The organism is Rhizobium sp. BK008 (genome assembly GCF_014197345.1).
In the GTDB taxonomy this organism is placed as follows: Bacteria; Pseudomonadota; Alphaproteobacteria; order Rhizobiales; family Rhizobiaceae; genus Rhizobium; species Rhizobium anhuiense.
This window is the reverse complement of record NZ_JACIFK010000010.1, coordinates 65,984-79,508: the sequence shown is the minus strand read 5'-3', so window position 1 is coordinate 79,508 and position 13,525 is coordinate 65,984. Positions and strand designations below refer to the sequence as shown.

General features: G+C 62.9%; 11 protein-coding genes. 5 read left to right on the top strand and 6 right to left on the bottom strand.

The window, feature by feature from the left end:
- Nucleotide 1 precedes the first annotated feature (1 nt).
- The 4 genes from FHT69_RS29640 to FHT69_RS29625 form a co-directional block, all read right to left on the bottom strand.
- Nucleotides 2–2,296, bottom strand: a complete 2,295-nt coding sequence (locus FHT69_RS29640) for a chemotaxis protein CheA (protein WP_047615218.1) — start codon at nt 2,294–2,296, stop codon at nt 2–4.
- A gap of 17 nt (nt 2,297–2,313) precedes the next feature.
- Nucleotides 2,314–2,679 carry a chemotaxis response regulator CheY1 gene (gene cheY1 / locus FHT69_RS29635; protein WP_003570362.1) on the bottom strand — a complete coding sequence of 122 codons (366 nt, stop codon included), beginning with the start codon at nt 2,677–2,679 and terminating at the stop codon, nt 2,314–2,316.
- Complete coding sequence (locus FHT69_RS29630; protein WP_183904528.1) at nt 2,676–2,972, bottom strand: STAS domain-containing protein; 297 nt, start codon at nt 2,970–2,972, stop codon at nt 2,676–2,678. Before FHT69_RS29630 ends, cheY1 begins: the two co-directional genes overlap by 4 nt.
- Before the next feature lie 63 nt (nt 2,973–3,035).
- Nucleotides 3,036–4,664 carry a globin-coupled sensor protein gene (locus FHT69_RS29625; protein WP_183904529.1) on the bottom strand — a complete coding sequence of 543 codons (1,629 nt, stop codon included), beginning with the start codon at nt 4,662–4,664 and terminating at the stop codon, nt 3,036–3,038.
- Nucleotides 4,665–5,390: 726 nt separating this feature from the next.
- On the opposite strand from FHT69_RS29625, the gene FHT69_RS29620 reads away from it, so the two are divergent.
- Entirely contained in the window at nt 5,391–6,812 is a 1,422-nt protein-coding gene (locus FHT69_RS29620; RefSeq protein WP_183904530.1) for a glycosyltransferase family 39 protein, read from the top strand.
- A gap of 6 nt (nt 6,813–6,818) precedes the next feature.
- On the opposite strand, the gene FHT69_RS29615 is transcribed toward FHT69_RS29620, so the two are convergent.
- Nucleotides 6,819–7,124: a helix-turn-helix transcriptional regulator gene (locus FHT69_RS29615; protein ID WP_028755572.1), complete on the bottom strand. Its 306-nt coding sequence runs from the start codon at nt 7,122–7,124 to the stop codon at nt 6,819–6,821.
- A gap of 34 nt (nt 7,125–7,158) precedes the next feature.
- Between FHT69_RS29615 and ybaL the strand changes: the two genes are divergently transcribed.
- From ybaL to FHT69_RS29595, 4 genes are all read left to right on the top strand, one after another.
- Complete coding sequence (gene ybaL / locus FHT69_RS29610; RefSeq protein ID WP_097631198.1) at nt 7,159–8,979, top strand: YbaL family putative K(+) efflux transporter; 1,821 nt, start codon at nt 7,159–7,161, stop codon at nt 8,977–8,979.
- Between the two features lie 54 nt (nt 8,980–9,033).
- Nucleotides 9,034–9,414, top strand: a complete 381-nt coding sequence (locus FHT69_RS29605) for a hypothetical protein (protein ID WP_183904531.1) — start codon at nt 9,034–9,036, stop codon at nt 9,412–9,414.
- 86 nt (nt 9,415–9,500) lie between these two features.
- Entirely contained in the window at nt 9,501–12,050 is a 2,550-nt protein-coding gene (secD, locus tag FHT69_RS29600) for a protein translocase subunit SecD (protein ID WP_047613572.1), read from the top strand.
- 162 nt (nt 12,051–12,212) lie between these two features.
- Nucleotides 12,213–12,929 carry an ATP-binding protein gene (locus tag FHT69_RS29595; RefSeq protein WP_183906339.1) on the top strand — a complete coding sequence of 239 codons (717 nt, stop codon included), beginning with the start codon at nt 12,213–12,215 and terminating at the stop codon, nt 12,927–12,929.
- A gap of 148 nt (nt 12,930–13,077) precedes the next feature.
- Here FHT69_RS29595 and FHT69_RS29590 read toward each other — a convergent pair whose 3' ends face one another.
- Complete coding sequence (locus FHT69_RS29590) at nt 13,078–13,515, bottom strand: response regulator (protein WP_028755577.1); 438 nt, start codon at nt 13,513–13,515, stop codon at nt 13,078–13,080.
- Nucleotides 13,516–13,525 lie beyond the last annotated feature (10 nt).

The following is a 13,525-nucleotide window of genomic DNA, read 5'->3' as shown; positions in this document are numbered from 1 at the left end:
CTTACCCTACCGCTGCTAACGACATTTCCGCTTTGAGCGACTGGCCGCGCGAGGCGCCGACAACCGCGTCGACATCGAGGATGAGCGCCACGCGCCCGTCACCGAGAATGGTGGCGGCGGCAATGCCCGGCACGTGGGTGTAGTTGGCCTCCAGGCTCTTGATGACCACCTGGCGCTGACCCTGGATGGCATCGACCATCAGGGCGCGCTGGCCGCCGCCTTCGGATTCCACCAGAAGCGCCACGCCCTCGACAGGATTGGCCTGGGTCGCACGGAAGTTCAGGATGCGGCCGACATCGACCAGCGGGCAGAACGAGTTGCGGATCGAGATCAGCCGGTGGTTGGCACCGAAGGAGTGGATCGCGGCCGCTTCCGGCTGCAGGGTTTCGACGATCGCCGTCAGCGGCACGACCAGCGTCTGGCCGGCAACGGTGACCACCATGCCGTCGAGAACGGCGAGCGTCAGCGGCAGGCTCATGGTGAAGACCGAGCCGTGCCCCGGCTTCGAGGTGATGTTGATGCGGCCGCCGAGCGCCTGGATCGAACGTTTGACGACGTCCATGCCGACGCCGCGGCCGGAGATGTCGGAGATCTTGTCGGCCGTCGAGAAGCCCGGCAGGAAGATCAGGTTGTCGATTTCCTCGTCCGAAAGGTTGGCATCGGCCGGGATGAGATCGTTGTCTATCGCCTTCTGGCGGACCTTCTCGCGGTTGATGCCGGCGCCGTCGTCGGCAAGCTCGATCAGGATGCGTCCCGAACGATGCTTGGCGGTCAGGCGAACCGTGCCTTCGGTGTTCTTGCCGGCGGCTGCGCGCTTTTCGGGCGTTTCGATGCCGTGGTCGACGGCATTGCGGATCATGTGGGTCAGCGGCTCGGCGAGCTTGTCGATGACCGTCTTGTCGACTTCGGTGTTTTCACCTTCGGTGATCAGGCGGATCGACTTGCCGGTCATGTCGGCGATTTCGCGGACGATACGCGACATGCGCTGGAAGACCGGCTTCACCGGCTGCGCGCGGATCGCCATGACCGAGTCCTGGATCTCGCGGGTGAGCTGCTGCAGTTCCTCGAGGCCCATATTGATCGAGGAGGTGCCGGTCGTGTCATTCTCGATGACGCTCTGCGACAGCATCGCCTGGTTGATGACCAATTCGCCGACGAGGTTGATGAGGCGGTCGACACGGTCGAGATCGACGCGGATCGTCTGGCCGGCGCCGGCGGCATTGTTCTGGGCGGCAGCGCTTGCGGCGGCGGCTGCGGCGGCTGCCGATTCCTTCTTCTCGACACGGGCTGCGGCTGCGGCCATCTGCGTGACGTTGGACGCGGTCTCGGCGGCGGCAACGGCGGCGGCCGTCTCTTCGGCGCGCGCGTCGGCGGCAACCTCTTCGGTTGCGCCCGTTTCATCCAGGATCGACAGATCGAAGGGAACCGGCACCATCGGCAGTTCGTCGTTGCTGGTCGCGTCGGCCCTTGCTTCCTCGAGCGGCTTCACCGTCAGTTCGCAATCCCATTCGGCGAATTCGAAGACGGTGCGAATGGCGTCCTCGCCCTTGTCCGTCTTGATCGTGACGTTCCAGAAGAAATAAGCGCCTTCCGGATCGAGTTCCTCGAGGCCCGGCAGTTCGTCCGTGTTGCAATAGATGGTCATTTCGCCGAGGCGCGAGAGATCGCGCAGCAGCAGGGTCGCGTCGTTGCCCTTGGAATAGAGTTCGTAGCGCGGCTTGAAGATGACTTCATAGGTCGGCAGGTCGGAGCCCGCATCGCCTTCGCCGCCAAAATCGTCGAAGGAAAAGGGGATCGGCTGGAAGCCGCTATCATCCGTCGGCTTGACGGCCGGCGCTGGAGCGGCCTTGGCCGCGGGCTTTGCGGCAGCCTTCGGCGCGGGCGCCTCGGCCGATGCCGAAGGAGACGGCAACTCGCCGTTGGCCAGCGCCTCGAGCTCCTTGACGAGGCCGCGGCTGCGGCTTTCATCGACACTGCCGCCGTCGCGCGCAGCATTCGTCAGGTCGGCCAGCACGTCGGCCGACTTCAGCATCACCTTCAGGACGTCCTGGGTCGGCTCAAGCTTGTTGGATCGAACGCAATCGAGAGTGGTCTCGAAAACATGGGCGAAGGCTACCAGATCATCAAGGCCGAAGGCGCCGGCGCCACCCTTGATCGAATGCACGGCACGGAACACCGCATTGACGGTTTCCGGATCGCGATCGCCATCATTCATTTTCAGAAGACCGGATTCCAGCTCGGCGAGCTGTTCCTCGCACTCCTGGAAAAAGATCTCTTTGATTTCGTTCATATCCATAGGAGCAAATCCTGGGTTTAAGCGGTTACACGCTCAATGGCATCGATCAGCTTGGCCGGGTCAAAAGGCTTGACGATCCAGCCCGTGGCACCGGCCTGGCGGGCGCGGTTCTTCTTTTCCGCGTCGCTTTCGGTGGTCAGGACCAGGATCGGGATCGCCCGATATTTCTCGTTGCGGCGAACACCTTCGATGAAGCCGAAACCGTCGAGACGCGGCATGTTGATGTCGGTCACGATGACGTCAGGATTGGACTCTTCGAGAACCTCGAGGCCTTCGACGCCGTCTTCCGCCTGGATCGTCTCGAAGCCGGCATTGTTCAGCGTCACGAGCAGCATGTTTCGGATGGTGCGGGAATCATCCACGGTAAGAACTTTTTTCTTCATTGCCGAATCTCCTTGGCAAGCAGGTGGTCAATATTGACGCCAACCAGCTGCATGGTTTTCTGAAATGCGTCGGACACCTTGGAGAAGGTGAACGGCTGCTTGTCCTGTTCCCAGGTCTTCTCGGCGGACATCAGAACCTGGGCGCAAAGAGCACCGATCCGTTCGACGCCCGATGCGTCGATCGAAAGGCCGCTGCCCCTGAGGGAGAGGAGTTTGTCGCGCAAGGCGGAAGCCTCGTTGAGGTCGAGCACCGCTGTCAAATCCAGCGTCTTGCTACTCTTCTTTGCTGCCATCAGCTTTTCCTTGTCCCCTTGTCCCCGGCTCGAGAAGACGAGCTGAGGCAATCATCCGATAGGTTAGTAAACATTCCGCCCACCTCCGACGCTTGCGAAGGGCTTCGGAACGCCAAAATCATCATTTTCATAGGCGTCTTCGACCGGTGCCGGACGGGCAGAGGCTTCGATGGCGCGCGGCGGTGCGGCGCGAACCGGCGCCGGGCGCCCGGCATTGGCGTTTTCCCGAGCGATGCGGAACTCGCGAACCGTCTGGCCGAGCTCGAGAATGACGGTGTGGAGGTGGTCGGCGCCCTCAGCCGAGCGCTCCGCCAGGCCGGCACTCTCCGCCACCTCGCCGCCCAGACCCTTGACGTCTGATGTGACGCTGTCGAGGCTTGCGGCATGTTCGCCGGTTCTCGTTGCGATGCCGGCGATGGCGGCGTTGATGTCGGTGACCTGACGCACGATGCTGCCGATCGAATCCTGTGTGCGGCCGACCATCTGCACGCCGGCGTCGACCTGCGCCTTGGTCGTCGTCACCAGCGTCTTGATCTCGCGGGCGGCTTCGGCCGAACGCTGGGCAAGGGCGCGGACTTCCTGGGCGACGACGGCAAAGCCCCGGCCGGAATCGCCGGCGCGCGCGGCTTCGATGCCCGCGTTCAGCGCCAGAAGATTGGTCTGGAAGGCGATCTCGTCGATCGCGCCGATGATCTGGCCGATCTTTTCCGCCGACTGTTCGATATCGGCCATGGCGCTGATCGCGCGACCGACGACCTCACCGCTTTCCTCGACCGCGGCGCGCGTCGAGGCGGCTGCCTGTTCGGCGGCGCGGCTGTCGGCCGCACCGTCGCGAACACTGCCGGCAATGCCGGCAAGGGCGGCGGCGGAAAGCTGCAGCCGGTCGGCCTGGCCGGAAGCCGTGCCGGCGAATTGCCTGGACAGGCCGGCAAGCGAGCCTGTCGCCGCTTCGGCTTTGAGCGTGCGCTCTGTGATCGCGGCAAATTCCGCCTGAAGTCCGTCCAACGCGCCATTCAGCGCGGCGGCGATCCCGGCATGGTCGCCGTCGACGGGCGCGCGGCGTGTCAGGTCGCGGGCAGAAAGACCTTCGATGACATCGCCGAAGATCCGGGCGATCTCAGCCTCGTTGTCGGCGCGCTGATCGGCGAGCGCGCGGCTCTGGGCGGCGCGCAGCGCGTTGAAGCGCAGCGAGACGGCAATTTCCACATCGACCATGACGATTCGGATGATCGCCGTCATCAGATCGGAGATTTCACGGCCGCGGCGCTTGGCCGACGGCAACAGCGGACGGCCGGCAATCTCCTGGGCAAGACCGGAAACGACATGCTCCAGCATGACGCCATGGCCGGCGACGTGCCAGCGCGGGTCGAGGCCCATCTTGTTTTCGGTATCGGAGAGCACCTTGACGCGCTCGGCATAGAGACTGTCGAACCGCGCATCCGTCAGCACGTCCCAATGCGAGGACTGCAGATCATGTAGGCGCTCGACCTGACGCTCGCTCTCGAAATTGCGCGAGGCGTCGGGGAACGACTGGAATCGATGGAAGAGATCCCTGAGCCCCGCCTTCAAATGGGCTTCGAGGGCCGGCCGGTTGCGGCGCACCAGCTCGCACTGGTCGGCATCGAGACCAGCAAAGCGCAGGCGGTCGCGCAAGCTGCCTGCCTGCGCTCCACGAGCCTGATCTGATGGCATGTCCTGCCTCAATGCCTGTCCCCAACCACATTCCGGGCGACGGCCCGGCGAAAAACCTGCGCAGCATCCGTTGAACGCGAAGCGTGGAGACGGTTCTCACCACCGGTTACAACCGGCGGATCGAAGCCCCCTGATCAGCTATGTTTCGGAGCTGTCTGAAGAGATGGATACCGGATCAACCCGGTACGGCGGGACGGCGTCATGCCTGGTGGGAACGAGTGCATCTTCCCATTCCGACGTGTAAACCAATGTTTATGGTTAATTCCTTGCCTGAAGGTTAATAAGCCTTTCGCAGGACAGGCTTTTGAAGCAATTCAAGGCAGTTGGCTGCAAATACTGTTGCGGAGTTGCATGGCTGCTACAAGGCACACGCAAGCTCCGTGGTATATGCCGGTAGATAACCAAGACATGACGTCGACAAGGACAGGGCAATGATTGTTCTCGGATTGGGTTCCTGCTTGATAGCAATGACGCTGCTTGCAGCCGTCGCCCTCCTCGATTTTCTCGCTGCACACCGCGATACCCGCACGCTTCGGGTGTTCTAAGCGCGTCGCGCTTTCAGATACGCTCCTCGCGCTCCGGCTCCTTATTTCCAACGCATGTCGTTATCGCAAAACCGCTACACAGTTTTGTGCGACAGGCTGTAGACCGCCCCTTCCCCGTTGGCAGTCCGGCACCTTTGGTGTATCGCACTCGCGCCTTTCATGTCAGCGGAACTATTCGTTCATGTCCCCCAGATCTGGTCTCCTCATCGTTCTCAGCTTCACGCTCTGGCGCGTCGTCCTGCTCAATTTTGATGCGACGGACCTTTTCGTCGATGAGGCGCAGTACTGGTTCTGGTCGCAGAATCTCGATCTCGGCTATTATTCCAAGCCGCCGATGATCGCCTGGGTGATCCGGGCGATGACCGAGTTTTCCGGCTCCAACGCCATCTATTGGATCAGGCTGCTCGGACCGCTGATCCACATGGCGGCAGCATTGGTGCTGATGAAGATAGCAAAGCGCTTCGTCGGGCCGGAGATCGAAGGCTGGACGGGCGCCACCTACATCACCCTTCCCGGTGTGGCGCTTTCTTCGGTGTTCTTCTCGACCGACGTTATCCTGCTGTTCTTCATCGCGATCGCCCTGCTTGCCTATTTCGGCCTGACGCAGCGACGCTCGGTCGGGCTGGCGCTCCTCATGGGCCTTGGGGTCGGCCTCGCCTTCCTGTCGAAATATGCCGTGCTGTTCGTCGTTCCGGGCGGCGCGATTGCCCTCCTGCTCATTCCGGCGGCGCGCATCGCCATTCGGGATTTCATCATCGCGGTCGCGGTCGCGGCGATCGTCGCCTTGCCGAATCTCTGGTGGAACCTGCAGCACGACAACACGACGGTGCGGCATACGCAGGACATCGCCCACTGGAGCGAACTCGGCATCAATCTCCGTCGCGGGCTTGAATTCTTCTCCGCCCAGTTCGGCGTCGTCGGGCCGATCATCTTCTTTGCGATGCTCTGGGCGGTCTATCGCATGATCAAGGGCAGGAGCGACGACCGGGAAAAGATGCTGGTCTGGCTGTCGATGCCGGTGGTGGTGCTGATCACGCTGCAGGCGACGGTCGCCAAGGCCTATGCCAACTGGGCGGTGACCGCCTATGTCGCCGGGACCATCCTTGCCGTCTGGCTGCTTTACCGGATGTGGCCGAAGGGGCTGAAACTGTCGCTCACCATCAACGGCATCGCCAGCCTGCTCTTTCCGCTGGCGACGATCTTTCCGCAGCAGTTGCTGCTGCCGAACGGCGACGAATTGATGAAGCGCTATCTCGGCCGCGCCGAGGTCAGCCGCGAGGCTGCCGCACTCGCCGGTCAGGCCGGCACCGACATCATCGTCACCGACAATCGCGACATGGTCGCCGATCTTTTCTATACGCTCCGCGATGCATCCTACCGGATCTATGCGCGGGCGCCGGCGGGCCTTCCGGAGAGCTATTACGAGCAGGAATTCGCGCTCCCGGCCGAGATTACCGGCAAAGTGCTTTTCCTGACGGACGGGGGCCTCAACTGCGCCACCGAGGCGCCCGAGGTGCTGAAGAGCTGGCAGCCGACGCAAGGCAACTACAAGGGCAAGACGCTCTCCGCCTACAAGGTCTCTGCCGCCTGCCTGGCGCCCTGAACCGATTCAGCCGGCTGGATTGGGCAGGCAGAGACCGGTGCCCGCTCCCTCGATCTCGACGAATTTGACGCCGCCCTCCTCGAAGGCGAGGCGCAGCTGCGCCTCCGTCGCGCGGTGGATGTCGTGGTGCCTTCCCTCGTAGTCGCGAATGGTGCTGCGCGAGACCGCGGCCCTTTCGGCAAGATCGGTCTGGGTCCAGTCGAGCAGGCCGCGTGCCGCGCGGCAGAGAGCGGGAGTGAGAATTGTTTCCCGTGCGCCTTGACCCATGATTTTAAGTTGCCCATATTGGTCGATATAGACCATATATGTCATATTACGAACGGGATTTCCAGATCGGGAGACGACGATGCCACACGATACGCCCTTGATTTCGACAATCGTCGGCGGCCTCGTGCTGGCTTTCATCTTCGGCGCCTTCGCCCATCGGCTGCGGATGCCGCCGCTCGTCGGTTATCTCATCGCCGGCGTGCTTGTGGGGCCACATACGCCGGGTTATGTGGCGGATCAGAACCTTGCGCCGGAGTTGGCCGAAATCGGCGTCATCCTGCTGATGTTCGGCGTCGGGCTGCATTTCTCCCTGAAAGACCTGCTGTCGGTGCGCGGCATCGCCGTGCCCGGCGCGATCGTGCAGATCGCCTTTGCGACACTGCTCGGTTGGGGACTCGGCGCCTTCATGGGCTGGCCGACCGGCGGCAGCCTGGTCTTCGGCCTGGCGCTTTCGGTCGCCTCCACCGTCGTGCTGTTGAAGGCGCTGCAGGAGCGGCGGCTGGTCGAGACGGAGCGCGGCAGGATCGCCGTCGGCTGGCTGATCGTCGAGGATCTCGCCATGGTGCTGGCGCTGGTGCTGATCCCGGCCGCCGCCAGCATCGGCGGCGAGGGCCACGCTCCTGTCGAGCCGCTCTCGGCCGCACTCAGCCGCCTGTTCGACCTCGATCTCGGCATCGGCGGCATGATCGCCATGACGCTGGTGAAGGTGGCGTTGTTCGTGGCGCTGATGCTGGTCTTCGGCCGCAAGCTCATTCCCTGGACGATGCACCGCATCGCCCATACCGGTTCGCGCGAGCTCTTCCGGCTCGGCGTGCTGGCGATCGCGCTCGGCGTCGCCTTTGGCGCGGCGAAGCTCTTCGGCGTGTCGCTGGCGCTCGGCGCCTTCTTTGCCGGCATGGTGCTGGCCGAAAGCGAACTCAGCCATCGCGCCGCGCAGGAAAGCCTGCCGCTGCGCGATGCCTTCGCCGTGTTGTTCTTCGTCTCGGTCGGCATGCTGTTCGATCCGAATATCCTGATCGACAAGCCGCTGCCGATTCTGGCCACCATCTTCATCATCGTCATCGGCAAGTCCGTCGCCGCCCTGCTGATCGTGCTCGCCTTCAAGAAGCCGCTCGGCACGGCGCTGACGATCTCGGCCAGCCTCGGCCAGATCGGCGAGTTCTCCTTCATCCTCGCCGCTCTCGGCGTCGAACTCGGGCTGCTGCCGGAGGAAGGCCGCGACCTGATCCTGGCCGGCGCCATCATTTCGATCATCCTCAATCCGCTGCTGTTCTTCCTCTGCGACCGCATGCGGCCGCTGCTGGATGGTGCAAAGCGCGAAGACGTCGTGGCCGACCCTGCTCCCGCTGCAGATGCGATAGCAGCCCAGGAGGAGATGCCGTCTGAAGACGACGAGGTGCACCCGACTGCTCTCAGCGGCCACGCCATTCTCGTTGGCTACGGACGGGTTGGCAGCATCGTCGGACAGAATCTCAAGTCGTCAGCCACACCTTTTCTCGTCATTGAGGACTCCGATAAGCGCATCGGCGAGCTGAAGGTGCAGGGTATCGAAACCCTGGCGGGCAATGCGGTGATGCGGGAGACGCTCGACCTTGCCAATCTCTCCGGCGCCCGCAGCATTGCCATCGCCATCCCGAATGCTTTCGAGGCCTGCCGCATCGCCGAGCAGGCGCGCAGCGTCAATCCATCGATCCTCATCGTCGCCCGCGCCCATTCCGATGCAGAGGTCGATGAATTGAAGCAATATGGCGCCGACACCGTCATCATGGGCGAGCGCGAAATCGCGCTTGGCATGGTTGACCGGCTCGCCCAAGTGCATCATGAGAGTGTGCCCTATGAAGACGGACTTGGGCCTGATACAATTATGCCTGCGGATGAGCCTCCGCCGGAAAAAGAATGAGAGATTGGCGCGCTTTTGAGCCGATACGGGAGTGACATCGCCGGGACGGAGAAGATGGAGCTGGAGCAGCGCCGTCTGACGGGCCGTATCGCCGCCTCCCTCTTCGTCGCCATTCTTGCCTATCTCGGCCTGCTTCTCGGCGGCAACCTGATCATCTCGCCTGTTGTCACCGTCAACACACTCTCCTCTTCCGAGCGGGATCCGCAGCCGCCGCAGCTGACCGCGCGCGATGCCGTGCGCGGATTGCTTGCCACCGAGCGCAGGCTTGCGCCGAAGCAGGCGGCGCATGACGCCGGATCGCCTGCCCTTGCCGTCGCCCCGGCTCTCGATTTCGCCGGCTGGACCATGCCAGCCGCTTTTCCGGCATTCGAAGCCTCGCTTCGCGCCGCAGTCTCCAGGACCCATCAGCCGCGCGCACCGCCCGCCGCTGCCTGAGGTTTGCGCCGATCGGCGCTCCGACCGACCATTGACGACATGCCGCCAGCGCCCGAGCGCCGGCCCTCGATATCAAGGAATACAACATGCGTACTTCACCATGGCTGGTGTTCACCTATACGGTGATCATCCTTCTCGGCCTATTGATCGCCCTGCCGAACGTCCTGCCGCAATCCACCCTCCAGCGTATTCCGGCATGGCTGCCGCATGAGCAGGTGTCGCTTGGCCTCGACCTTCGCGGCGGCTCGCACCTCGTTCTCGAAGTCGACGAAGCCGACCTGACCAAGGAGCGGCTGCAATCACTGCTTCAGGACGCGCGCCGCGTGCTGCGCGAAAAGGGCATCCAGCCGAAAGCCGTGGTCCGCAGCCAGAACCAGATCGTCGTAACACTCGCCGACGCCGCGCAGAGCGATGCCGCCGTCACCGAACTCAAGACGCTCGCCAACCCGATCAGCACCGGTCTCAGCGCCGGCCAGGCCGATCTTGATGTCGCCGCAAGCGGCGCCACGATCACCGTCGGCTTCTCGCCGGCCGGCATTTCCGCCAATGTCGACAACGCCGTTCAGCAGAGCCTCGAAGTCATCCGACAGCGCGTCGACCAGGTCGGCGTCTCCGAGCCGACGATCCAGCGCATCGGCGCCAACCGCGTGCTCGTCCAGCTTCCGGGTGCACAGGATCCGTCGCGCCTGCGCGAACTTCTCGGCTCCACGGCCAAGATGTCGTTCCACATGCTGGCGCCGAACAACCAGCCGGGACCTGGCGTGACCATGCTGAAGGACGATGAAGGCCGGTCCTATCCGGTCCTCGATCGCGTCGAAATCTCCGGCGACCGCCTTTCGGATGCTCGCGTCAGCTTCGACCCCAACACGCATGAGCCGATCGTCAGCTTCCGCTTCGACAGCGCCGGCGCCACCCGCTTTGCCGACATCACCCGCCAGAACGTCGGCAATCCCTTCGCCATCGTCCTCGACGACAAGGTGCTGAGCGCCCCCGTCATCCGCGAGCCGATCACCGGCGGTTCCGGCCAGATCTCCGGCAACTTCTCGGCCGACAGCGCCACGACGCTTGCCGCCATGCTGCGCGCCGGCGCCCTGCCCGCCAAGCTGACCGTCATCGAGGAACGCACCGTCGGCGCCGACCTCGGCGCCGATGCGATCAAGATGGGTATTTATTCCGGCATCGTCGGTTTTGCTCTCGTCGCACTCTTCATCTTCATTCTCTATGGCACCTGGGGCGTGCTGGCGAATGTCGCCCTGTTGATCCACACGATCCTGACCTTCTCCGCCCTGACGCTGGTCGGTGCGACGCTGACGCTGCCGGGCATCGCCGGTGTCGTTCTCGGCATTGGCCTTGCTGTTGACGCCAACGTTCTGATCAACGAGCGCATCCGCGAAGAAACGCGCAAGGGCAAGAGCGCCTTCGCCGCCATCGACACCGGCTTCCGCCGCGCCTATTCGACCATCATCGACGGCAACATGACGGCCCTGATCGCTGCGGCCATCCTGTTCTACTTCGGCTCCGGACCGGTTCGCGGCTTTGCCGTGACCATGGCGCTCGGCCTGATCATCTCGATGTTCACCTCGGTCGCCTTCGTGCGCGTCGCGATGATCGAGATCACCCGCCGCCAGAGGCTGAAGGTGCTGAACATCAGGCCGCTGATCCCGTTCAGCCCCTATGACAAGCATATCCAGTTCATGAAGGCGCGCTTCTTCGGCGTCACCGTTTCGGCGCTCCTGTCGATTGCCTCGGTCGTGCTGTTCATTCACCCCGGCCTCAACTACGGCGTCGATTTCCGCGGCGGCATCCAGATGTCGGTCAGGACCAGTGCCCCGGCCGATCTCGGAACCTTCCGCGAGGGGCTGAACAGCCTCGGCCTCGGCGAAATCTCGCTGCAGTCCTTCGGCGACAACAACAGCATTCTCGTGCGCGCCCAACGGCAGGAAGGCGGCGAAGAGGCACAGACGGCCGCTGTGACCAAGCTGAAGGCCGAAGTCATCAAGCTCGACCCGAAGGCCACCGTCGAAGGCACCGATGTCATCGGTCCGAAGGTCAGCGGCGAGCTTGCCTGGGCCGGCATCCTGTCGGTCGTCATCGCAAGCTTCGCGATGCTGATCTACATCTGGGTGCGGTTCGAATGGCCGTTTGCCGTCGGCGCCATCGTCACGCTGGTGCTCGATGTCACCAAGGCGATCGGCTTCTTCGCAATCACCGGCCTCGACTTCAATTTGACGGCCATCGCCGCCATCCTGACGCTCGTCGGCTACTCGGTGAACGACAAGGTCGTCGTCTATGACCGCATGCGCGAAAACATGCGGCTCTATAAGTCGATGCCGCTGCGCGAGATCATCGACAAGTCGATCAACGAGACCCTGGCACGAAGCCTCTATACCAATGCGACGGCCTTCCTCGCCCTGGTGCCGATGGCGATCTGGGGCGGCAGCGCGGTCTCGAGCTTCGCGATCCCGATGGTCTTCGGCATTCTCGTGGCCGGCGCCTCTTCGATCTTCATCGCGGCGCCGATCCTGCTCTTCCTCGGCGACTGGCGCCGCCGCCATGCCAAGGCGGCACCGGCAACCGATGCGGCAGTCGAAATCATCCCGCCAGAACAGGGCCGCCCGCGCAAATCGGCGACCTGAGAATCTCGTTGTTAACGTATCCTTGAAGAGGGCGCCGGTTGCAGAGCCGGCGCCCTCTTTCTATTGTCGGCGACTGCATTATGTGCCAATTCAAAGTGTTACCGCGTCCTTTGCGCACCTGAAGAGACGCGGCGCTGTCATTGAGATCGGGGAAGCCGCCAGATGTCATCCAACCCGACAAGACCGCCGGAAACCGCTGTCGCCGGCGACAGCGAGGAGCGCATCAAGCGTTTTCTCGCGACCGCCTCGCATGACCTGCAATCGCCGCTGCGCCACATCGCCATGTATGCCGAGCTGCTGCTCGACGATCTCGAGGAGACGCTCGACGGCGAACAGTTGCAGAGCCTCAGGATGATCCTGGAGAAAGCGCAAGCCGCGCAGCGCCTCACCAAGGCATTGATGAGCCTTGGCGGCGGAACGCCCCAGGTGACGCCTGAAGAGGTGGATCTGCAGGCGCTGGCCGACAATATCTGGGGCGAGTTGACCGACGAGACAGAGGTTCGCGGCGCGACGCTTGAAAGCGTAGGCCTGCCCTCCATCCGGACCGATCCTGCCCTGCTCGGGCTGGTGCTGCGGCATCTGCTGACCAACGCCCTCACCTATCGCAGCGAAGCGCCACCGCATGTGACGATTGCGGCAGTGCGAGAGGGCACCGACTGGTTTATCCGCATCTCCGACAATGGCACGGGCATCGATTCGGCCTATCGGGAGCGGATATTCGAGCCCTTCTGGAAATTGCCGAAAGCGGGAGCGGTTCAGGGCGCCGGTCTCGGATTGACGACGGCGCGGGAGTTTCTGACGGCGCTGGGTGGCGATATCAGCCTCGAGCATTCGGATGAAAGCGGCAGCCGCTTCATCGTCCGCCTTCCTATTGCTTGAAATCAGCAACTTCCAGCAGAAGCGTGCAGTGGTTTTGCTGGAAATTGCTTTAAAGCAGTTCAGCTTTTAAGGGAGCGCCGAACCGCTCTATCCTTTTGTTTTTACGCAATTCCCGGCAAAACCGCTTCGCACTTTTCCTGGAATTGCTCTAGATGCTGTAGTCGTCCTTCCAGAAATCCGGGACGTCATAGGTCACATATTCGCGGATGATGTGCTGCAGCGTCTGCGCATCGATTTCGTCCTTGCCGATACGGAAATCGACGCCGTAATCGGGGAATTCCTGGAAATAGCCACCCGATATATCGGTCGAGACGACGCCGATCGGTCCGGTGTAGCCGATGCCGCGCAGTTCCGGCACCGTTTCGCGGAAATCGGCGTTCGGCAGAAGGCGGTTGTCGAGCAGGATGAGATCGAATCGCTCCAAGCGGATCTTTTCCAGCGCGTCACCGATCGAAGGCGAATATTCGACCTCGACGGCCGGCTCGGAGAGATCGGCGATCTTCTTCTTGAGCGCGCGGAATTCGATGAATTCGTCGTCGACAAACAGAACCTTGACGGCGTTCCTTCGGCCCGTTTCGGTGATCATCGTCTCATTT